Source organism: Pseudomonas sp. AO-1 (genome assembly GCF_019775695.1).
Taxonomy (GTDB): domain Bacteria; phylum Pseudomonadota; class Gammaproteobacteria; order Pseudomonadales; family Pseudomonadaceae; genus Aquipseudomonas; species Aquipseudomonas parakoreensis.
Window position 1 is genome coordinate 3,006,066 of the sequence record NZ_CP079947.1, and the last position, 21,652, is coordinate 3,027,717.

20 protein-coding genes, 1 tRNA gene and 1 pseudogene are annotated in these 21,652 nt (G+C 58.0%); 13 read left to right on the plus strand and 9 right to left on the minus strand.

Annotation, left to right across the window (positions count from 1 at the left end; genetic code table 11):
- Positions 1-206: 206 nt before the first annotated feature.
- The 4 genes from KVQ82_RS13810 (at position 207) to KVQ82_RS13825 (ending at position 4,693) form a co-directional block, all read left to right on the plus strand.
- Complete coding sequence (locus KVQ82_RS13810) at positions 207-938, plus strand: GntR family transcriptional regulator (protein WP_222019168.1); 732 nt, start codon at positions 207-209, stop codon at positions 936-938.
- 133 nt (positions 939-1,071) lie between these two features.
- Positions 1,072-2,361, plus strand: coding sequence for an MFS transporter (locus tag KVQ82_RS13815; RefSeq protein ID WP_222019169.1), 1,290 nt, complete (start codon positions 1,072-1,074; stop codon positions 2,359-2,361).
- Between the two features lie 28 nt (positions 2,362-2,389).
- Entirely contained in the window at positions 2,390-3,220 is an 831-nt protein-coding gene (locus KVQ82_RS13820; protein ID WP_222019170.1) for an amidohydrolase, read from the plus strand.
- Between the two features lie 96 nt (positions 3,221-3,316).
- Positions 3,317-4,693 (plus strand): GntP family permease, encoded by a 1,377-nt coding sequence (locus KVQ82_RS13825; RefSeq protein WP_222019171.1) that lies wholly within the window; start codon positions 3,317-3,319, stop codon positions 4,691-4,693.
- A 102-nt stretch (positions 4,694-4,795) separates the two neighbouring features.
- Here KVQ82_RS13825 and KVQ82_RS13830 read toward each other — a convergent pair whose 3' ends face one another.
- From KVQ82_RS13830 to KVQ82_RS13840, 4 genes and pseudogenes are all read right to left on the minus strand, one after another.
- Positions 4,796-4,981 (minus strand): hypothetical protein, encoded by a 186-nt coding sequence (locus tag KVQ82_RS13830; protein ID WP_222019472.1) that lies wholly within the window; start codon positions 4,979-4,981, stop codon positions 4,796-4,798.
- 952 nt (positions 4,982-5,933) lie between these two features.
- On the minus strand, positions 5,934-6,383 hold the full coding sequence (locus KVQ82_RS13835) for a hypothetical protein (protein WP_041072612.1): 450 nt from the start codon (positions 6,381-6,383) through the stop codon (positions 5,934-5,936).
- 426 nt (positions 6,384-6,809) lie between these two features.
- Positions 6,810-6,974 (minus strand): annotated as a pseudogene (locus KVQ82_RS31580) (DUF159 family protein); the annotation flags it as partial.
- A 258-nt stretch (positions 6,975-7,232) separates the two neighbouring features.
- A tRNA-Ser gene (locus KVQ82_RS13840) sits at positions 7,233-7,320 on the minus strand.
- Positions 7,321-7,443: 123 nt separating this feature from the next.
- On the opposite strand from KVQ82_RS13840, the gene KVQ82_RS13845 reads away from it, so the two are divergent.
- Complete coding sequence (locus tag KVQ82_RS13845) at positions 7,444-8,115, plus strand: Bax inhibitor-1/YccA family protein (protein WP_027613775.1); 672 nt, start codon at positions 7,444-7,446, stop codon at positions 8,113-8,115.
- A 63-nt stretch (positions 8,116-8,178) separates the two neighbouring features.
- On the opposite strand, the gene KVQ82_RS13850 is transcribed toward KVQ82_RS13845, so the two are convergent.
- Both KVQ82_RS13850 and KVQ82_RS13855 read right to left on the minus strand, forming a co-directional pair.
- Positions 8,179-8,505 carry a YceK/YidQ family lipoprotein gene (locus KVQ82_RS13850; RefSeq protein ID WP_222019389.1) on the minus strand — a complete coding sequence of 109 codons (327 nt, stop codon included), beginning with the start codon at positions 8,503-8,505 and terminating at the stop codon, positions 8,179-8,181.
- A 58-nt stretch (positions 8,506-8,563) separates the two neighbouring features.
- Positions 8,564-9,001 carry an Lrp/AsnC family transcriptional regulator gene (locus KVQ82_RS13855; protein ID WP_007915449.1) on the minus strand — a complete coding sequence of 146 codons (438 nt, stop codon included), beginning with the start codon at positions 8,999-9,001 and terminating at the stop codon, positions 8,564-8,566.
- 150 nt (positions 9,002-9,151) lie between these two features.
- On the opposite strand from KVQ82_RS13855, the gene KVQ82_RS13860 reads away from it, so the two are divergent.
- The gene (locus tag KVQ82_RS13860; RefSeq protein ID WP_222019172.1) at positions 9,152-10,048 is read left to right on the plus strand and encodes a DMT family transporter; all 897 of its coding nucleotides are present in this window, start codon (positions 9,152-9,154) and stop codon (positions 10,046-10,048) included.
- Here the strand turns inward: KVQ82_RS13860 and KVQ82_RS13865 are convergent.
- The 3 genes from KVQ82_RS13865 to KVQ82_RS13875 form a co-directional block, all read right to left on the minus strand.
- Positions 10,035-11,924 (minus strand): acyltransferase family protein, encoded by a 1,890-nt coding sequence (locus tag KVQ82_RS13865; RefSeq protein ID WP_222019173.1) that lies wholly within the window; start codon positions 11,922-11,924, stop codon positions 10,035-10,037. The two genes, KVQ82_RS13860 and KVQ82_RS13865, sit on opposite strands and share 14 nt — an antisense overlap.
- 79 nt (positions 11,925-12,003) lie before the next feature.
- Positions 12,004-13,044: an FUSC family protein gene (locus KVQ82_RS13870; RefSeq protein ID WP_222019390.1), complete on the minus strand. Its 1,041-nt coding sequence runs from the start codon at positions 13,042-13,044 to the stop codon at positions 12,004-12,006.
- Between the two features lie 46 nt (positions 13,045-13,090).
- On the minus strand, positions 13,091-14,716 hold the full coding sequence (locus KVQ82_RS13875; RefSeq protein WP_041072629.1) for an NADP-dependent glyceraldehyde-3-phosphate dehydrogenase: 1,626 nt from the start codon (positions 14,714-14,716) through the stop codon (positions 13,091-13,093).
- A gap of 347 nt (positions 14,717-15,063) precedes the next feature.
- On the opposite strand from KVQ82_RS13875, the gene KVQ82_RS13880 reads away from it, so the two are divergent.
- From KVQ82_RS13880 to KVQ82_RS13910, 7 genes are all read left to right on the plus strand, one after another.
- Entirely contained in the window at positions 15,064-15,417 is a 354-nt protein-coding gene (locus tag KVQ82_RS13880) for a cytochrome c5 family protein (protein ID WP_222019174.1), read from the plus strand.
- A 76-nt stretch (positions 15,418-15,493) separates the two neighbouring features.
- Positions 15,494-16,822: a D-arabinono-1,4-lactone oxidase gene (locus tag KVQ82_RS13885; protein WP_222019391.1), complete on the plus strand. Its 1,329-nt coding sequence runs from the start codon at positions 15,494-15,496 to the stop codon at positions 16,820-16,822.
- A 74-nt stretch (positions 16,823-16,896) separates the two neighbouring features.
- Complete coding sequence (locus KVQ82_RS13890; RefSeq protein ID WP_222019392.1) at positions 16,897-18,105, plus strand: DSD1 family PLP-dependent enzyme; 1,209 nt, start codon at positions 16,897-16,899, stop codon at positions 18,103-18,105.
- Positions 18,106-18,569: 464 nt separating this feature from the next.
- Complete coding sequence (locus KVQ82_RS13895; protein ID WP_222019175.1) at positions 18,570-19,016, plus strand: hypothetical protein; 447 nt, start codon at positions 18,570-18,572, stop codon at positions 19,014-19,016.
- Positions 19,017-19,024: 8 nt separating this feature from the next.
- On the plus strand, positions 19,025-19,189 hold the full coding sequence (locus KVQ82_RS13900; protein ID WP_222019176.1) for a hypothetical protein: 165 nt from the start codon (positions 19,025-19,027) through the stop codon (positions 19,187-19,189).
- A gap of 186 nt (positions 19,190-19,375) precedes the next feature.
- Positions 19,376-19,987 carry a transposase gene (locus KVQ82_RS13905; protein ID WP_086791026.1) on the plus strand — a complete coding sequence of 204 codons (612 nt, stop codon included), beginning with the start codon at positions 19,376-19,378 and terminating at the stop codon, positions 19,985-19,987.
- Positions 19,988-20,044: 57 nt separating this feature from the next.
- Complete coding sequence (locus KVQ82_RS13910) at positions 20,045-21,643, plus strand: ShlB/FhaC/HecB family hemolysin secretion/activation protein (RefSeq protein WP_222019177.1); 1,599 nt, start codon at positions 20,045-20,047, stop codon at positions 21,641-21,643.
- Positions 21,644-21,652 lie beyond the last annotated feature (9 nt).

Below are 21,652 nucleotides of genomic sequence, written 5' to 3' on the forward strand. Positions count from 1 at the left end.
CTTCTGGCCGATAGCTGTCACTCCTGACCCTCCACATTCGGCCAGAATCCGACATCGCCGGCGCAACCCTACATGTCTATGAAAAGGGCAGTGGGGCAGCCATTCGTCAGCAGGACGAAAAGCCCCTCCTTGACAGGCAAGTTATCTGGGCAAATACTCGCCGCAAGATTCATATAGATGACTAGATAACAAGGTGAATAAAGTCGATGAATTCTTTATCCAGTGATGCCCGACTCCCGCTGTATCAACGTCTGCGTGACCAATTGGCTGACCAGATCGCCAATAATCGCTGGCGTCCGGGGGAGGCGATCCCTACTGAAGCGGCGCTGTCTGCGGAATACCAACTGTCCACTGGCACGGTGCGCAAGGCGATTGATGCGTTGGTCAGTGAGGGCATTCTGGAGCGTCAGCAAGGGCGAGGGACGTTCATTCGCCGGGCGCAGTTTCAATCCTCATTGTTCCGTTTCTTCCGATTCCAGACTGTTTCCGGTGAGCGCCAGGTCCCGGAAAGTCGCATCCTCTCGATCGAGCCCGTTGCCGCACCGTCGGCCGTAGCGCAAGCACTGGGGTTGCCCGCCGATGCGCCGGTCATTCGTATTGTCCGTGTGCGTCTGCTCGATGTTAAGCCGGTGCTCGCCGAAGAAATCTGGTTGCCCCGCCAGCGGTTTCAGGCGCTGCTGGAGATCGACCTCAGTCGCGAAGGGCCGCTGCTGTATCCGATCTACGAAGAAGTGTGCGGACAGGTTGTTGCATCGGCCGAAGAGACGCTGACCGCTGAATCGGTGAATGATGTGCATGCCCGATTGCTCCAGGTAGCGGTCAACAGTCCGGTGATCGTGATCGAGCGTCTGGCCCGCGATTACGCGGGGAGCCCGCTGGAATGGCGTCGCTCGCGCGGCCACGCGGAGCACTTCCGCTACAGCGTGGATATTCGCTGACGCTTGCCTGTGTAGCGGAGCGTTCTGCGGCGGCTAGATCGCCGCCCGATTTCTGTCTGTTTGCCAAAGCTGACCCTTTCGCGGTGCGGTTGGCTGTCGGCTGCCTTGCGTAACACCTATAAGGATAAGAATCATGTTCAGCTGGTATCGCCAAGTCACTCCTCGGGAGCGCAAAACGTTTTGGGCCTGCTTCGGCGGATGGTCGCTCGACGCGTTGGAAGTACAAATGTTCGGTCTGGCGATTCCGGCGCTGATCGCCGCTTTCGCGCTGACAAAGGGCGATGCCGGATTGATCAGCGGCGTTACCCTCGTTACCTCGGCACTCGGTGGCTGGGTGGGTGGGACGTTGTCTGACCGCTATGGCCGTGTGCGTACGTTGCAGTTGATGATTGTGTGGTTCTCGTTCTTCACCTTTCTCTCGGCCTTCGTCACGGGCTTCAATCAGCTGTTGGTGGTCAAGGCGCTGCAGGGTTTCGGGATTGGCGGGGAGTGGGCGGCCGGTGCGGTGCTGATGGCCGAGACGATCAATCCGCACTATCGCGGCAAGGTCATGGGCACTGTGCAAAGTGCCTGGGCGGTGGGTTGGGGCCTGGCGGTCGGGGTGTTCACGCTGATCTATACCTGGGCGCCACAGGACATGGCCTGGCGTGTGATGTTCCTTGTCGGGTTGCTGCCGTCGTTCCTGATCATCTGGGTACGTCGTAACGTTGAGGAGCCGGACAGCTTCCAGCGTCTGCAAAAAGCCAACGCCATCCCGCAGAGTTTCTTCAAGTCGCTCGCCGGCATTTTTCGCCCGGAACTGATTCGCGTGACCCTGTTTGGCGGGCTGCTGGGACTGGGCGCGCACGGTGGCTATCACGCGGTAATGACCTGGTTGCCGACCTTCCTCAAGACCGAGCGCAATCTCTCTGTGCTGAACTCGGGCGCGTATCTGGCGGTGATCATCTTCGCCTTCTGGTGTGGTTGTGTGACCAGCGGCTATTTGATCGATCGCATTGGCCGTCGTAAAAACATTGTGCTGTTTGCCTTGTGCTGCGTGGTCACGGTGCAGTGCTACGTATTTTTGCCGCTGACCAATACGCAGATGCTGTTCCTGGGGTTCCCGTTGGGGTTCTTCGCCGCCGGTATTCCGGCCAGTCTCGGAGCGCTCTTCAACGAGCTTTACCCTGCCGATGTACGCGGCGCCGGCGTTGGCTTTTGCTACAACTTTGGCCGAGTGCTGTCCGCTGTATTTCCATTCCTGGTCGGGCACATGAGTGACTCCATGTCGCTGGGTTCGGCGATTGGTATCGATGCCGGGATCGCCTACGGCGTGGCGGTGCTTGCCGCACTGTGCCTGCCTGAAACCCGGGGCAGGGACCTTGAAGCCAATGCCACCTCCGTTTCGGCCGGTATCAACGGCAATCAACGCGCTCGGGCGTGATGATCCTAACCTTCAGTAGATAAAACCCATGTCAGATACCCGCCCCAAGTCGATCACCGGCATCGACTCCCATGCCCATGTGTTCGACCGTGATCTGCATCTGATCGGTGCACGGCGCTACACCCCTGAGTACGACGCCACGCTTGGCCAGTACCTTGAGCAATTGCAAACGCATGGTCTGAGTCACGGTGTATTGGTGCAACCCAGTTTCCTTGGCACCGACAATAGCTACCTGTTGGCGGCGTTGAAGCACGCGCCGCGGCAGTTGCGCGGTGTGGTGGTGCTGGAGCCAAGCGTCAGTCGTTCTACTTTGAATGACATGGCTCGACTGGGCGTGGTCGGCGTGCGCTTGAACCTGATCGGCAAGGCGTTACCGGATTTTCGTGACAGTGCCTGGCAAGGGTTTTTCAGCGATATCGCTGATCTCGACTGGCATGTCGAGTTGCACCGTGAAGTCAAGGATTTGCCGGGCCTGATCCAGCAATTGACGCCGTTCGGCGTGAAGTTGGTGATCGATCACTTTGGGCGGCCGGACGCGAATGCGGGTCTCGATCAGCCCGGGTTTGGCGAGTTGCTTGAGGCCGGATCGAAAAGTCCGATCTGGATCAAGGTATCGGGAATCTATCGTTTGGGAGGTACGCCACAACAGAACATTGATTTCGCTCGAAGGGCATTACCGTTGCTGGAACAAAGCTTCGGACTGCATCAGTTGGTATGGGGCAGTGACTGGCCGCATACGCAGCATGAGCAAAGCATCGGTTTCGCCACCGTCGTCGACCAGTTGCAAGCCTTGGAACTTTCGGCGCAAGCCAGCGACTCGCTGCTGGTGCAAGCGCCTCGAAGGTTATTCGGTTTTTAGAAAGTCGAACGCTGAAACTTAGCTGTTGCAGATGCCATTCATTTCACCCACACACACACACAAGAATTTGGGCACCAGCCCAACCGAGAACCTTTCATGACTCCCTTAGATATAGATCTGTTACTGACCGCATTGATCAGCGTCCTGGTGCTGGTAGCGCTGATCGTCTCGCGCCTCAAAATGCACCCGCTGCTGGCTTTGCTGGTAGTTTCCGTCGGCGTAGGCTTTGCAACCGGTATGGAGCCAGATGGCATCGTCTCCCACTTGGTCACCGGCGCCGGCAAGACTCTGGGGGCAGTGGGGGTGGTCATCGCGCTGGGGGCGATGCTCGGCAAAATTCTTGCTGACGCCGGCGTCACCGAGCAGATTGCTGCGGTCATCCTCAAGCGCACAACGGATCGGATGATTCCGTGGGCGATGATGATGGTCGCGTTTGTGATTGGCATTCCGATGTTTTTCGAGGTCGGCCTGGTGATCATGCTGCCGCTGATCTTCAGCGTGGCCCGGAAATTGGAAAGTCAGGCGCGCTTCAAGGGTTCGGCTTATATCTATGTGGGCGTTCCGGTGATTGCCGCACTGGCCGCCATGCACGGCATGGTTCCGCCGCACCCTGGCCCGCTGACGGCCATCGCCGCGCTGAAAACCTCGGTCGGGCCGACCATGCTCTATGGCTTCCTGGCGGCTATCCCGGCCATGATTTTAGGCGGCCCATTGTATGGCGCATTCATTTCCCCGCGCATGAGCACTCGGCCCGATCAGGTGTTGCTGGATCAGTTCACCCTGGCTGAAAAAACCGACGATAAACCAAGCCCCAGCGTATACCTTGGCGTGCTGGCAGCCTTGCTGCCGGCGATCCTGATGCTGATCCATGCCATCGCCGAGATGGTATTGGCCAAGGACAATGCGCTGCTGAAAATGGCCGGTTTCCTCGGCAATCCGCTGATAGCGATGCTGCTGGGCGTGCTGTTCGCCGGGGCCAGTCTGGTACTCGCGCGCGGCGGCGATGCGGGGCAATTGCGGGAGTCGCTGGGCAAGAGCCTCAAGCCAATCGCCTCGATCATCATGATCATCGCCGGCGGCGGTGCCTTTCAGGAACTGCTGACCAGCGCCAAGGTGGGCGATGCGATTGTGCACCTGACTCAGCAGTCGGCGTTCCCTCCGCTGATCCTCGGTTGGTTGATCGCCATGTTGCTTTCGGTGTCGACCGGTTCCGCCACGGTAGGTATCGTGGGGGCTGCCGGTTTGCTCGCGCCGCTGGCCGGTGCTGATCCCAGCCTCAACCTGCCGCTGCTGGCTTTGTCCATTGGTTGCGGCTCGTTGTTCTTCAACTACGCCAACCATGCAGGTTTCTGGATGGTGAAGGAATCCTTCGGCATGACGATGGGCGAAGCCACCAAGACTATTTCGGTGGTGCAATCGATCGTCGCCGTGGTCGGTTTGATTGTGGTGTTGCTGTTGAACGTAGTCGTGTGATGACCTGAGGCGGCGTCCAATCAGGACGCCGCCATCTGTGAAACTCCTTATTGGCCGTCGATCAGGCGCGGCAGTTGCAGCGGATTGGACTCGCCCAGTGCCTCACCGACCGGTTGAATCCACAGTCGAAAGTTGCCTGTCGAAGACAGCCACATCTCCCATCATTTCAAGGTCGAACAAGTGATGTCGGAAGACGACGGGCGAGCGGTGGACGTTCCGGCCTTCGAGGATCTTCGCGGCCACCAATATCAACCAGGCCTCAACCTTGCGGCGGATGAAGCGCTTCATGCCGCCACCTGCGTCGGCTGTTCTTGGCGCAGCGCCTGGTCACTGCGACGAACTTCAGACCTGACTGCCGAGCAGTACTCCTTGCGCGCCTGGGTGAGCTTTCTGTGTAGGGACTCATAGGCATACATGGCGAGCCGAAAGTTTGGGATCGCGACTGGAAGGAGGTGTGGAATTTCCTGCGTGAAGCTATTTCAGAAGTGGATGTTCAGGCGTTGCAGCCTGTGTGGCAGGTCATCTTTGATGAAAATTCTGAAGATGCGGCATAAAGGTATTTCTATGTTGGGATTTGTAAGGTAGTTTTCCCATAGTGCACAAGTAACGCGAAACGCACATAGACATTCAAGCCCGGCCAATCGCCGGTTTTTTGCTGAGGTGATATGGATACTGCCGGCCACGAGCTCGACCAAATCTACTTCGTGACACTTTACCTTCCCGGTTTCTTTTCGTTTGTATTAGTCATCGCCTTAGCAGTGCTTCGGAGGCAGTTTCTCGTCATACCGCAATGGAAAGCTTTTGCGCTTTTTACGATAGGGTTGCTGATGATCGGCGGTGCGTTACCAGTATGGCGGGCACTCTTTCCTGAGCCATGCCTCTACTATCCTTTTAAGCCATTGAGCCCTTGTTGGATGGAGCCATCAGCAGCATTTCAGATGGGACTATTTGGCGGGGTTGTCGGTGCGCTAATAGCGCTGGTAGTACTCAAGGTTTCGCGAGTAGCCGCCAGGAAAATAAGTAGTGTCAGGTAACAGAAAGCCCGCCCAGTGCGGTTTTTTTGTAGCCAGGGAAGCACTCGGGAATGGCTGGACGTCGATAGCCGAATAGTGCGACGTACGGAATCAACACCGGCAGCCCGCGTACCCTCCTCAAACTTGCTTTCGGGGTGGGGCGAGATTTAAAGCTGGAGACGCTGAGCATGAATCCTGCTCGGCGCCTCCTAGATCATTTTTTTGGATCAGAGTGCCGAATTGGTATCGAGCATTGCCTTTTTCGCAGCCTCGAAGTTTTCTGAAGAGAACTTGACGACGTCGCCGCCCTCAATCACTACGGTTGCTGGGCCGCCGAGGATTGCATTAGCCAAGAAGGCTTTTCCTTTTTCAGTCTCCGGAGACAGAACTCTTTTCCCACCGAGGCAGGCTTGAACGAACTTCACATTGGTTCCGTTTATTTGAAAAGGGCCTGCGGGTCTAGGATTAGAGTTTTCCCCTTTTTCACAAAATGCCCCCGACAAGTCCACCAAATTCATGACCACGTGTTCGCCTTCAAACAAGCTTGCCATCGCAAGCAACGGTTGCTCTCCGGCCGGGTCGAGAACGTACATCGTTGAGGTGAACTGCCGCCACTCGTTTGCTTGGGCGGTAAAAGACAGGGCAGATGCAAGTGCAAAGGCGAAGAGCTTGCGCATTTATAACTCCATTCTTGAAAGCATTGGTTGTTTCCGGCGCTTTCCAAAGCGCTCGATCAGCAGTGGGCTGATGGCGACGTAATATTACACGTGCTCTACAGATTGGTCATAAGTTAAGTCGTCCGAGTGTAGGCAGGCCAAAGACTGCTATAGATTTCAGTTGATTTTCGATTATTTCGTGCAAAGACTGTCGCGAAGACGAGTTTTTCGTGTTAAGGAAGTCAACGAGCCTCGGCATTTGCCGGGGCTTTTTCGTTTCCGGCTCCCCACACCCATTTTTCCGAGCTAGCCTATGTGCGTGAAATTTCTCAGTAACACTGCTCATTTTTGCATTCGCGGCGGCACACTCCTATTTTTTATAGGGGCTACCATGAAAATCCTGTGGGCATGCGTTCTGGCGTTGTTGGTCACCGGCTGTTCTAACCATCATCCGATAGGCTTAATCAGGCCGGGGCCTTGATTCCGGACGTTCCCCACGGCCCGGTCAACCTTGAACCACTCGAACGCCTCTGTCGGTTCACCTTGGTGCAGCGCCATCTGTTCGGCGCGTTCTTTCGGCGTGGCCGGGTCCAACCATTCCCTGGCGAGTTTTCGTTGATCTTGAAGAGCAGGGAAGGGAGCAGGTCGGAGTTGGGCATTTTGGTTTCCTTGGCAGCCAAGGAATGAGCGTAGCACCGTGTTACATGAAGAGTGTTTTAACGATTGGCAGGACGCCGGAGAGGGGATAAGTCGGTCGGAGTTATGGAACGCGTCCACAAAAGTTATGGAACACATATCCTAAGGCAGAAATTTTCGTAAACGCCAGAAACGACAAAGCCCTGAATAATCAGGGCTTTGTCGTATCAAATATGGCGGAGGCGATGGGATTCGAACTCATGGACCTGTTACAGTCGACGGTTTTCAAGACCGTTGCCTTAAACCACTCGGCCACACCTCCGTTTGCGTTGCGGGCGCCATAATACCTGAATGAAACACACTGTCAAACTCTGTGCATGGCTTGTTACAGAGCGTCTGTTATGATCTTTGCCACTGAACGTTTCAAACCAACAGGAGTGTCGCCATGCGCGAACAGGATTACGCAGTTCACAACAGCGTGCAGGCTGAGCAGCTAGAGGTTAGCCGCGTCCTGCGCAACACATACGGCTTGCTGGCGCTCACCCTCGCATTCAGCGGTGTGATGGCGTTTGTGGCCCAGCAGATGCGTGTTGGCTACCCGAACATTTTCGTGGTGCTGATCGGTTTCTACGGGCTGTTTTTCCTCACCAACAAACTCCGTGATTCGGCATGGGGCCTGGTGTCCGCCTTTGCGCTGACCGGTTTCATGGGCTTCCTGCTCGGCCCGATCCTCAACCGTTACCTGGGCATGCAGGGCGGCGCTGAAGTGGTCAGTTCGGCATTCGCGATGACCGCACTGGTGTTCGGTGGTCTGTCGGCCTATGTGCTGATCACCCGCAAGGACATGAGCTTCCTCGGTGGTTTCATCACCGCCGGTTTCTTCGTGTTGCTGGGTGCCACTCTGGCAAGCATGTTCTTCCAGATCAGCGGCCTGCAACTGGCGATCAGCGCCGGTTTCGTGCTGTTCTCGTCGGTCTGCATTCTGTTCCAGACCAGCGCGATCATCCACGGTGGCGAGCGTAACTACATCATGGCGACCATCAGCCTGTATGTATCGATCTACAACCTGTTCATCAGCTTGTTGCAGATCTTCGGCATCATGAGCCGCGACGACTGATCGCTGGCCTGAAACAACAAAAAACCCGCATCGGCGGGTTTTTTGTTGTCTGCGAAAAGCAGATCAGTTGATCACGATGCTGCCATCAGCCTGTTGCTTGTAAATGGTGTAGGGCAGCAGAAATGTATCCAGCACACCCGAAACCGCGGCATCTACCACCAGGCCAAAAGAAGCATTGTTGTAATTGAACGCGTCGACATCATCCGGTTTTTCGGCGTGCAGCATGCAAAAGTCGTAGGTTGCACCGCTGTAAATGCGCGGAACGGCGCCGCAATAGGTTTTCTTGGTTTTCAGCTGGTCCACGGAAAACTTGTCGTGGAACGCAACCGTTTGCACCGTCCCGCACCCGGTGAGCAATACTGCCGACAGCATCAATGCCTGAAATTTCATTACCGCCAATCCTTCGCCGGAAAAATCCCAATCTACGCCGAACACGCGCAAAAAGCACTCACGCCATCGGCGGCAACCGGCGTTTGACCGGTGTCTTCTTGACGATCGCGGTGTTGGTTTCGGCCAGTGTGTTGAGGCGGTCGAGCAGGGTGTCGAGCTGTTCCATCGAGCGCACGTGCAGGCGGGCGATGAAGCAGTCCTCTCCGGTGACTTTGTCGCACTCGGTGAATTCCGGAATCGACAGGATCTGTCGTTCCACTTCCTGCAATTGCCCCGGTAACGGTCGCACCCGGACGATGGCCTGCAACTGATAGCCGAAGCATTTGGGGTCGATCTCAACCGTATAGCCCTTGAGTACGCCGCGCTCCTCCAGGCGACGCAGGCGCTCGGCCACGCTGGGCGACGACAGGCCGCTGATCTGCGCCAGTGCCTTGAGCGAGCGGCGCGAGTCTTCCATCAGGGCGCTGATGAGGATCTGGTCGATATCGTCGGTCATGACGCAACTCCGGCATTAGGCATTTGCGGGAAACCACCCGCGATAAAAAAGGCAGAAACCGAGTTTAGCCTGCTTTTTGCGCTGGAGGCGCAGGGAGCCTGCTTGGCATACTTTGGCCACGCTTTCGTCAAACGTTTAGGGAGATCGATGATGGACAACTCAATCCGCCGTGGCTCATTGGAAATGACCGCCGCCATGCTGATTTCCGGGACCATTGGCTGGTTCGTGCTGGTCTCCGGGCAGCCGGTGCTGGACGTGGTGTTCTGGCGTTGCGTGTTCGGCGCTGGCACCTTGCTGCTGATCTGTGCCGCGTTCGGCTTCCTGCGTCCGGGCATTCTGACCCGCACCACGTTCCTGCTCGCGGTGCTCAGCGGGGTGGCGATTGTCGGCAACTGGGTGTTGTTGTTCGGCTCGTATTCCCGGGCCTCGATCGCCATCGGCACGGCGGTCTACAACGTACAACCGTTCATGCTGGTTGGCCTGGCGGCACTGTTTCTCGGCGAGAAAATCACCTTGCAGAAGCTGTTCTGGCTAGCGATTTCCTTCCTCGGCATGCTGGCGATCGTCAGCGCCCACGGCGGGCAGGGCGAGAGCGGTCACGAATATCTGCTGGGGATTGCGCTGGCGCTGGGCGCGGCGTTGCTCTACGCGATGGCGGCGCTGATCATCAAGCGCCTGACCGGCACGCCGCCGCATCTGATCGCGCTGATCCAGGTCTGCACCGGAGTGCTGTTGCTCGCGCCGTTCGCGCACTTCAATGGCCTGCCGCAAACCAACGAAGCCTGGGCCAGTCTGGTGACGCTGGGCATCGTCCACACCGGCCTGATGTATGTGCTGCTGTACGGCGCGATCCAGAAACTGCCGACCGCCCTGACCGGTGCGCTGTCCTTCATCTACCCGATTGCGGCGATCTTCGTCGACTGGTTTGCCTTCGGCCATCGCCTGCAGATCCTGCAATGGGTCGGCGTGGCGGCGATTCTGCTGGCCGCCGCCGGGATGCAACAGGGCTGGGGCTTGAAAGCCCGGCGCCAGCTCAAATCGGTTTGATCACAGCCCGGAACAGTCCTTTCAACTGCTGATTGCCGGCATCCACGAGATGGTTGTCGTCAAAGTACAGCGGGACGCCGTCCATGGAGCCCATGCAGTGGCCATCGGGGCACAGGTACGGCGTCGGGTCGATCACCGTCGCGTTGCAGCGGCTGGCAGCAGCTTCGATGGTGTCGATGGCGATGCGATTGCGTTTCTCATAGGCCTGCAACGGTAAGGAAATGTCTGTGTTTTGCCGGAACAACCGCTGATTCAGATTCAAACCCTTGTAGACGCTGAAAGGCATTTCCGGGATCGGTTTGACGATATACACCGGATGGTTTTCAGCGATCGAGCAGACCGTGCTGACGTACTCTTCGGTATAGGCTTCGGCAAACGCGGTCTGGCGCCCGGGAAAGGAAATCCGATAGCTGTTTTCCCGCCCTGAATCCGCGTACAGCGCCGCGCGGCTGAACAGCACCACCGGCACGCCGGCGTACGCGGTTTTCAGTTGTTGCAGCTTTTCCTGATTGAAGCCTCGACATTGGCTTTCGACGGTTTTGTCGTGCATGGCGAAGTGGGCCAGGGTCGGGCAACCGCCCCGTGACCAAGACAGCGCGGCTTGAGGGTTGTCTATCTGCACCGCTGCTGCAGTCGATTGCGCGTGGCTGTCGCCATACAGAATCACCGACACCTCGCCTGTGCCGAGTTTGCAATCCGCCGCTGCATAAGCGTTGGGATAGCATTCCTGCTGATACAGCTTGCTGGTGTATTCCGGCTGACCAAATTCGACCAGTGCCGGGCGCCAGTCGGGATGCTGCTTTACCAGCGACGACGTGACTGCCGACACGGCAACCACAGCTACCGTCAGCGACGCGAACTTGATCACTGTTCGAGTAGCGCTCGTACCTTTCTTCACCTTCGATTCCACCAGGTAGAAGGACAGGGTGCCGAGGACGAACGAGGCGATGATTGCGCCGATCACGTGCGGCCAACTGCTCAAAAGCCCGCACAGGTAAAGCAGCACCACCAGCGGCCAATGCCACAGGTACATCGAGTAGGAAATGCTCCCGACAAATTGCAGCGCAGGATTGCTGCTGAACACCGACCGGGTATTGCCGTGAATCACCAACATCGTCCCCAGCACCGGCACCAGTGCCAGGTAGCCCGGCCACAGGTCCGCCGCCGAAAAAACCAGCACGCTGACGGCAATCGCCAGCAGGCCGAATCCTTCGCAAATCGTGCCGCCGCGCTGGCTCAATCGTAGGGGAAACAGAAAAACCAGCCCGCCAGCGATCATTTCCCAGGCGCGGGTGGGCAGCATGTAGAAGGCGAACGTCGGGTTGACGGGGGTCACGACGATGGACGCCAGCAGCGAAATCAGCGCCACGGCCAGCAAGGCAAAGCGGGTTTTATCGGTGCCGAAGAACCGGTGCAGCCCCATGATCAGCACGGGATAAAGCAGGTAGAACTGCCATTCGACCGACAGCGACCAGGTATGCAGCAACCAGTTTTCATGCAGTGGCGCCGCGAAGTAATTGCCGCTTTGGGCAAAGCTGAAGTTCGAGCTGAACAGCAGACTGCTTTTGATCGTACGGATGGTTTCGCGCAAGTCATCCAGCGGCAGATAAAAGTAGCCGAAGATCAGCAGCGCAACGCACAGGACCAGCAGGGCAGGAATAATGCGGCGAGCGCGGGAGGCGTAGAAACCGAGGAGGGAAAAGTTCTGCTGCTGCACGCCATTGACGATGATGCCGGTCATCAGGAAGCCGGAGATGACGAAGAATACGTCTACGCCGACGAACCCGCCCTCGAACCCTGGCACCTTGAAATGAAACAGCACGACCGACAGCACGGCCAGTGCCCGCAGGGCGTTAATACTCTTCCTGAATTGCATTTATGCGTCCATGTCACATCCGTTGTGCGGCGCATTGTAGTGATGATGTCGGCTTTGTTACATGGATTTTTCCGCTGATTCAGATGTTCCAGCGCGGCGCCGTCATCGCCAGGCGTTGGCGCAGCTCGCCAATGTTCGCGGCCAGTTGTCGGGTCAGTAACCGGTAACCGTCCAGCGTGCTGTAGACCGGCGTGTCGAGACTGGCGTCCGGTAATTCCAGCGGTCGCTGCAGGCGTTGCGTGGCGCCGGACTTCAAGGCTCGTGCCATGCCGATCAGTTGCACGCGGATCACCCGGTGCTCGGCCCGCAGCGCTGACTGCAGGTGCGCCATGGCGTCGGGGTCGTTGGCATCCGGGCGGGTGTTGCCGAGGATCTCCAGCGTGCTGACGCACATACGCAGGTTGCGTTGAATCGCGTCCAGTTCGGTCATGGAGATTTTCACTTCCTTGGACACCGAAGGCATCAGCGAGCGCAGTTGCACCATCACCGTGGTCACCCGGCCCATCAGCTTCAGATGTTCATCGGCGCTGACTGGTTGGCCGCTGATGATCCGCCCGTACAACGTGGCGCAATCGCGCAGGGCATCGGCCAGGTTGTAGCGCCACGAATACACCGCGTACAGCGGTAGGGCGAAGGAAAAGGCGAGGGCCAGGGCGATGCCGATCAGGATGTCGACCCCGCGCCACAAGCCGTCGGTGATCGGATTGTCGCCATGTCCGGCAACGATGAAGACGGTGATCGCCGAAAGCAGGGCGGTGTAACCGCCCTTGCCGATGGCGTGATAGGAGAAGAATCCGCAGACCACCGCCATGGCAAAGTAGGTCAGCCATGGCAGGCCCAGCCATGCCTGTTGCGCCACCAGCACCAGTCCGACGCCGGCACCGATCAGGGTGCCGGTGGCGCGTTCGGCGGCTTTTTTGCCGATGTTGCCGTGGTGCTGCAGGCCGCCAATCACCACCAGCATGGTCACCGACGCCCACTCGCCGTGGGGCAGGTTGATGCCGGTGGTCAGCAGGATGGTTGCCAGCAGACCCAGCGCTACCCGCACCGCGTGAATCAATCGGGCGTGCTGGTAGCGGCGATACGGGTCCAGCAACGGACGCAGGATTCGCCGCAGCAGCGGTGGCAGTCGGTGGGTGCTGAAGGTGCTCAGTGCAAGGTCCTCGTCAGAAGATGTAGTCGGTGGTCAGGAAGCTCGAATCGCGGCCGCGAATGATTTCGCTGATCAGGTCCTTGTTGCTGTCCTGGAACTTGGTCGCCACCAGTGTGCGGATCGAAAACACCCGCAGTGCATCGTGTACCGACAGCGTGCCCTCGGCGGAGTTCTTGCGCCCGTTGAACGGGTAGGTGTCCGGGCCGCGCTGGCACTGGGCGTTGAGGTTGATCCGCCCGACCTGGTTGGCGAAGGTATCGACCAGTCGGCCGATCGCCACCGGGTTGGTACCGAACAGGCTCAGTTGCTGGCCGAAGTCCGATTCCAGCACGTAATCGATCACGGTATCGAGGTGGCGGTACGGCACGATCGGCACCACCGGACCGAATTGTTCTTCGTTGTACACACGCATCTGCGGCGTCACCGGGTACAGCACGGCGGGGTAGAAGAACGACTCGCGACTGGCGCCGCCGTTCGGGTTGACCACTTGTGCGCCCTTGCTCTGCGCGTCAGCCACCAGACCGTGCAGGTAGTCGACCTTGCCCGATTCCGGCAGCGGTGTCAGTGCGACGCCGCTGTCCCACGGCATGCCTGGCTTGAGCGTGGCAAGTTTGGCGTTGAATTTTTCGATGAAGGCGTCGACCACGTCCTCATGCACAAACAGGATCTTCAATGCAGTGCAGCGCTGGCCGTTGAACGACAGCGAACCGGTGACCGCTTCGCTGACTGCGTTGTCCAGATCGACTTCGGGCAGGACGATGCCCGGATTCTTCGCATCCAGACCCAGCGCGGCGCGCAAACGGTGTGGTTTCGGGTGCAGTTTCTTCAGGTCGCTGGCGGCCTTGTTGGTGCCGATGAAGGCGAAAATATCGATCTTGCCGCTGGCCATCAGCGCGCTGACGGTTTCGCGGCCGCTGCCGTAGATCACGTTGATCACGCCGGTGGGGAAGCTGTCGCGGAACGCTTCAAGCAACGGGCGGATCAGCAGCACGCCGAGCTTGGCCGGTTTGAACACCACGGTGTTGCCCATGATCAGCGCCGGGATCAGCGTGGTGAAGGTTTCGTTCAGCGGATAGTTGTAAGGGCCCATGCACAGCGCGACACCGAGCGGCACGCGACGAATCTGGCCGAGAGTGTCCTGTTCCAGTTCGAACCGGCTGGAGCGGCGGTCGAGTTCTTTGAGTGCGTTGATGGTGTCGACGATGTAATCGCAGGTGCGGTCGAACTCTTTTTCCGAGTCCTTGAGGTTCTTGCCGATCTCCCACATCAGCAATTTGACCACGGCTTCGCGCTGCTGGCGCATACGCCCGAGGAACGCTTCGACGTGCTGAATGCGTTCGGCCACGCGCATGGTCGGCCACAGGCCCTGACCGCGATCGTAGGCACGCACTGCGGCATCAAGGGCGGTGAGGGCGGTGTCGGCATCCAGCAGCGGGGTGCTGCCGAGAATCACTTGTTCATCGCCATTCTCGCCGTGCAGGTACACCGGGCTGCGTACCGTGGCGAGCGGGCCGTCCCAGCGCCGCAGTTGGCCATCGACGAGGTATTCGCGTTGCTCGACCTGACCGTCGAGGCGGTATTTTTCCGGGATGTCGCTGACAGAAGGGAACAGGTTGCCAAGGATGTTTGCTGTGGTCATGTCGCTACCCCGTGTTGATGTCCGTATGCAGATCAAAAAGTCTGTACAGGTTATACGCCTGAATACGCGGGAATTTAAACCCGTGAATGTCGCGCGAATGTCACGCAGAGAGGCGGAACAGAGCGGGATGCTCACCCCAATCTCTGTAGGAGCTGCCGCAGGCTGCGATCTTTTGACTTTGCTTTTGAAGGTCAAGATCAAAAGATCGCAGCCTGCGGCAGCTCCTACAGAGGGCATCGGTGTGGCCCCGGATGGCCCCCTCGTTGTCCCGCAATGCCCTCAACCCGCTGCCGTGCCTGCCTTAAGGTGTGATCACAACAAAAAGCGCTACCCAGGCGAGGATCGTTATGCGGGTAATCCCACTCACTTTATTGCTGGCGCTGTCTGTCGCCCTGTGCGGCTGCGGCGAAAAAGCTGCACCGCCGGCGACCACTCATAACGCCACGCCCTCCGACCCGGCACTGGCGCAGATCTACGCCAACAGCTGCCAGCTGTGCCACGCCAATCCGGCCGCCAACGCGCCGCTGACCGGCGACCGCAAGGCTTGGGAACCGCGCCTGCGACAGGGCGCCGACACCCTGCTTGATCACGCCATCAACGGTTACAACGGCATGCCGCCGATGGGCCAGTGCGTCGAGTGTTCGGAAGAACAATTCCTGCAGCTGATCGGCTTCATGGCCGACCAGCCCCTCCCACAATAAGGGCGCGCGCATGAGCATGGATCTGACACGCCGTCAGTTGTTGCAACGGGCAAGTATCGTCGGCGCCTTCAGTGCGCTGGCTTCCAATCCGGCGCTGGGCCAGTTGATGCGCGCGCCACGGCTGATTCCCTGGCGCAACTGGTCGGGCGGGCAGAGTTGCCTGCCGGCGGCGCGGATAGCACCAAAGAATCTGGACGAATTGACCGCAGTTATCCAACAGGCACCGGGCAAGATTCGTCCCGTCGGTTCGGCGCATTCCTTCAGTGCGCTGGTGCCCACCGACGGCACGTTGCTGTCGCTGAGCTACTTCAACGGTCTGCTCGATCACGACCCGAACACCCTGCAAGCCGAATTCGCCGCCGGCACGCCGATGTCGCGTATGGGCAAGCCGCTCAAAGACATCGGCCAAGCCCTGCAAAACATGGCCGACATCGATTACCAGACCCTCGCCGGCGCCATTTCCACCTCGACTCACGGCACCGGCAAAACCTTTCAGTCTTACTCGGCGCACGTCTGCGGGATGCAGCTGGTGACCGCCAGCGGCGAAGTATTGGACTGCGACAGCCAGCGTCATCCGGACGTATTCAAGGCTGCCCGGGTATCCCTCGGCGCGTTGGGTGTTGCCACTAAAATCCGCTTGCAAAACCGTCCGGCGTATCGCCTGCGGGAAACTCAGTGGATCGCCAGGACCGAAGAACTGCTTGAAGATCTGGACAAGAACACCCGCGAAAACCAGCACTGGGAAATGCTCGTCGTTACCCACTCCGACTACGCCTTGTCCATCGCCCTCAACGAAACCGGCGACCCGGCCACGCCGCCGATCCCGCCCGAGGAGGAGGGTGGCAACGAGTTCGTGACCCTGATCGAGAAGATCGACAAGTACGGCAGTGACTTCCCCGGCCTGCGCACCTCGTTGCTCAACAGCTTGCGGCATCTGGCGAGTTTCGATGATCGGGTCGGTGACTCGTTCGACATTTACGCCAACGTGCGCACCGTGCGCTTCAACGAGATGGAGTACTCGGTGCCCGCCGAATACGGCCCGGCCTGCCTGCGCGAAATCCTCAAGCTGATTCAGGACAAGGACCTGCGCACCTGGTTTCCCATCGAGTACCGCTACGTCAAGGCCGACGACATTCCACTGAGCATGTTCGAGGGCCGCGACAGCTGTTCGATCTCGGTGCACCAGCATTATCAGATGGACCATCACAACTTCTTCGCCGCGGTCGAACCGATTTTCTGGAAGTACAACGGTCGCCCGCACTGGGGCAAATTGCACACGCTCAATGCGCGCACCCTGCAACCGCTTTACCCGCGCTGGCGCGAGTTTGTCGACGTACGCCAGGCACTGGACCCGCGCGGACGTTTTCTCAACGCGCATCTGTCGTCAATTCTGGGGGTGAACTGATGGCGGTCAATCGACGCAATTTCATGCTGGGCACCGTGGGCGTTGGCGCCTTTTTGCTGGGAGTCGGTGCCTGGTTGCGACCGGGCGATCACGGCGGCCCGTACAGCGAGTATTTCCGCGCCCTGAATAAAGAGTTGAAAGACCACGGCCCAATGCGTCCGGTGCTTTTGATCGATCTGGATCGGCTCGACCACAACATCGACGTGGTCATGCAGTCGGTGCGACGCGGCGGCAAGCAATTGCGATTGGTGGAGAAATCCCTGCCGTCACCGGGGCTGTTGAGCTACATCGCGCAACGGGCCGGGACGCAAAAGCTCATGTCGTTTCACCAGCCGTTCCTCAATCACGACGCTGTCACGTTTCCCCAGTCCGACATCCTGCTCGGCAAGCCGCTGCCGGTGCGTTCGGCCGAGCTGTTTTATCAGACTCACAAAGGCTCGTTCGATCCTTCCAGGCAACTGCAATGGCTGATCGACAATCCCGAACGTCTGCAGCAATACCTGGCGCTGGCGCAGGGACTCGGCACACGGATGCGCATCAACATCGAACTGGATGTCGGCCTGCATCGCGGCGGGGTCAGTGATGTGAATGTGTTGGGGCAGATGCTCACGCTGATCAGCGCCAATCCACAGCATCTGCAGTTCGCCGGGTTCATGGGCTACGACCCGTTCGTGGGCATGGGCGTGCCGGGGATTCTCGGTTCGCCCGAGGAACTGTTCGCCAAGGTCATGCTGATTTATCAGCGCAACGTCGATTTCACTCGCCAGCAGTTTCCGGCGTTATGGAATGACCACTTGTGCCTGAACACCGCCGGCAGCCCGAGTTACCGCATTCACGAAAACGAGACACTGAGCACCGAGGTGTCGGTGGGTACGGCGATGCTCAAACCGACACATTACGACCTGCCGTCGCTGGTTGACCATGTGCCGGCGACCTACATCGCCACGCCAGTGTTGAAGAACACCGGCACGGTGAACATCCCGGCGCTGGATGACCAGTCGAAGCTGCTGTCGTGGTGGGATATCAATCAGCGCCAGACCTTTTTCATTTACGGCGGCAACTGGATGGCCGAGTTCGAATCACCGACCGGACTACAGAGCAACGGCGTGTATGGCCGCAGTTCGAATCAGGAAATGGTCAACGGTTCTGACGCGGTCGGCCTGACCGTCGAAGATCAAGTGTTCCTGCGTCCGACCCAGACTGAAGCGGTGTTATTGCAGTTTGGTGATTTATTGGCGGTGCGTAAGGGCAAGGTCATCACCAATTGGCCTGTTTATTCCTGACGTCGATTTCGATAATTGCAGGTGATTTAATGGCTTGCGCGATTATTGATATTGATTGGAAGACTGAAAGTTTTTATTTGAGGTTTTCTGATCGTAGTCAGCATTTTTCTGCGGTGGCTTTCACTGCTGGAAGCTCGGATAACTCTCCGGACTATTTGTATAAAGACAAGTGTGACTGGGATGGCGCAGACATATTTATTGTCCTGTCGTCAAAAAACGGTTGGAACGTTTAATTTTGGTATGAAGCAGATAAAATCGGGCTGGGGACAGATGTAGTCACTGTGCATGGATGATTTGATCTTTCATGTTGCTTGCGATCTCTATTTTCACATTTAAAATATTTTCCTTGTCAACTGTCAGATTTGACAGTTGAAGAAAATTTTACCCTCTGTGATAAATAACCTCGACCGCATGATTTTAAAAAGTTGTGCCGTTGAATAATTTATCAAAAAAGGTAAATAGCTATGAAAAGCGATTATAAAGAGCGCATTGAAGCGAAATCAGATGCAGCGGGTGAGTTTGTAGTAAATGTGGATGGACACGGGCAGATCAATCAACGTGATCTCTATCTTCGAGAAAAGGAAAAGGGTTTCGAAATCGGAGTCACGGACGATCCTCCGGGAAGTATGCCGCCTACAAAGGTCTTTTTTATCGAATTCCCTGATAAACTTGCTCCCGCAGTATACGACATCAAACAACTGAAGCGTGTCCTGTATGCGGACTATTCTGAATGGCACGATTATGTATTTATTGCCGAGAGTGGAACTGTCACAGTAAAAAGCTATCAGGATTCCCCTCGCCGAGCATCGGGAGATTTTACCATGGTAGGGCGTTTAGAAGGAAGTCCGCGCCCCATACCCGGTCCAGATGTTTTCACAATTTCCGGAAATTTTAATTTGAAGGCAATATAGCGCTGTCATTGAAAGTTACTGACTTCGGTAATATGAAAAAAACTCAGGCCGTGAAAGTTATCGGTGTCATCTCGGTTGGTTATCATTTAGATGGCACCGTTTTAAATGGCAATATTCTTAAACCAAATGCTCAACATTACGGTGTGTGTCAGCCGATGCAGACCGCTTCCTGAGCAGGCTCGCTCCAGCATTTTGATCTACTTACACCTGAATCCTCCCGCCAGCCAAACTCCAATAATGAAGCTTTTATGACAAAAGTTCGGTAGCACATAGCCAGTCCGGTCATGCCTATGTAACGCGCTTGAGGGGCCTAACAGGGCGCTTTTCACAAGCCGAGGCGGGACGCCGGGAGTGAGGCAATGGGGACTATGGAACGCTACTCGAAAGTGGGCATGCAGGAGCTCGATCAGCGCCTGTCGAAGATCGTCGAAGCGGCGCGCAAGAAACCGGTGTCGGTGTATCGCTACGGCGCGCCGTGGGTCTGGATCGTGTCGCAGGATGACTGGCAGGGCGCCTTGAAAGAGGTCTCCAGCTACATTCCGCCCGGCCATTCGCTGGTGTTGCTGCGCCCGCAAATCGACGACTTGCTCGACGCTCACCAAGGCCTGCTGCACGAACTCAATGCCGAGCCCGGCATGCTCATCCCCGCGCAAACCGTCATGCACATCCTGCTCCTGCAACTGCTGTATTCAGTGCCCAGCGAACAGCAGCTGTATGAGCAGCTCAATTACAACTTGCTGTTCCGTTGGTTCGTCGGTCTTGGCCTGAACCAGAAAGTCTGGAGTTTCAACGTCCTCAGTCGCGACATCGCCACGCTGCTCAACGAGCCACGTGCGGTGCTGCTCATTCAAAAAATCATTGGCGAAGTGTTCTGCGGTGCCTTGCTGCAAATGCCTGAGTTCTCCTTGAACTTCGCGCTGCTGCACACCTGGCTCGGCAAGCACAGCGGTGCCTCGACAGCCAGCAACTGACGCAACTCACAAGGCGCGCGACAGCGCCCACAGGTCATCGCGGATTCAGGGGGTAGTGTGGATCAGATTTTCACGTCACGGCTGGCGCTGTGGGGCTGGCTGCTGGTGACGGCCGGCGCGCAACCGGCATTCGCCGAAGCGGCTGCGGAAAATGCCGCGCCGCAGCGTCTGGTGGACGTCAACGAATACTTCGTGCGCGGCAACACCGTGCTCGACGCACGGGCGATTGAAGAGGCGGTGTACCCGTTTCTCGGCCCGCAAAAAGCCATGACTGACATCGAGGGCGCCCGCGATGCCTTGCAGAAGGCGTATCAGCAGCGCGGCTACCAATCGGTGTTCGTCGAGTTGCCGGAGCAAGCGGTGGCCGACGGCATCGTCTATCTGCAAGTCAGCGAAACCAAGGTTGGCCGGGTGCGCGTGGTCGGCGCCAAACACTATTCGCCGCTGGACATCCGTGACAACGTGCCGGCGCTGAAAGAAGGCGAGGTGCCGGACTTCGCCAAGGTCCAGGGCGAACTGGCGCAGCTCAATAAAACCCCGGGGCGCCAGGTCATGCCGCTGGTGCGCGAAGGCCAGCGCCCCGGGACCATGGACGTCGACTTGCAGGTCGAAGACCAGAACCCGTGGAGCGCCAGCGTCGGCCTCAACAACGACTACAGCGCCGACACCGAGAAACTGCGCGCCGTCACCAGCCTCGGCTACAACAACCTCTGGCAACTCGGCCACAGCATTAACCTGACGTACTTCACCGCACCGCAGGACACCGACAATGCCAAGGTCTGGTCGGCTTCCTACACCGCGCCGCTGACCGAGCGCTGGAGCGTGCAGTTTTCCGGTTATCAGTCCGACAGTAACGTCGCCACCATCGGCGGCAGCAACGTGCTGGGCAAGGGTCACTCCTACGGCATATCGGCAATCTACACGTTGCCGTCCAGTGGCAACTGGTCGAACTCGCTGTCGGCTGGTATCGACTTCAAGGATTTCGACGAACGCCTGACCCTGTCCGGCGAGAGCGACAAGGTGCCGCTGAAATACGCGCCGTTCACCTTCGCCTACAACGGCTTCCGTTACACCGAAAAGAGCCAGCTCGGCCTCGGCCTGAGTCTGGTCGCGGCCACCCGCAGCATCTTCGGCTACGGCAGTTCCGACGAAGACTTCGACTACAAACGCTACCGCGCCAACCCGAGTTTCGCGGTGGTCAAGGGCGACAGCACCTTCACCTGGACCTTCGACAACGACTGGCAGAGCGCGAGCAAAGGCGCGTTCCAATTGGCGTCGGGGCCACTGGTCTCCAACGAACAATTCTCCGCCGGCGGCGCTACTTCGGTGCGCGGCTATCTGGCGGCGGAACGTACCGGGGATGACGGCGTGCTGCTCAGTCAGGAACTGCGCACCCCGTCGCTGGCGAAATACGCCGGCAGCTGGATGCAGGAATGGCGCTTCTACGCCTTTGCCGAAGGCGCGCAACTGTATCTGCGTGACGAGTTGCCGGATCAGGACGCCAGTTACGCCCTGGCCAGTGTCGGCCTCGGCACCCGCGCCAACCTGAGCAAATGGCTGTCCGGCAGCCTCGATTGGGGCTACCCGCTACTCGAAGGGCCGAACACCTCGAAGCAGGCATCGCGCCTGCACTTCAACCTTCAAGCCACTTTCTAAAGGAGCACG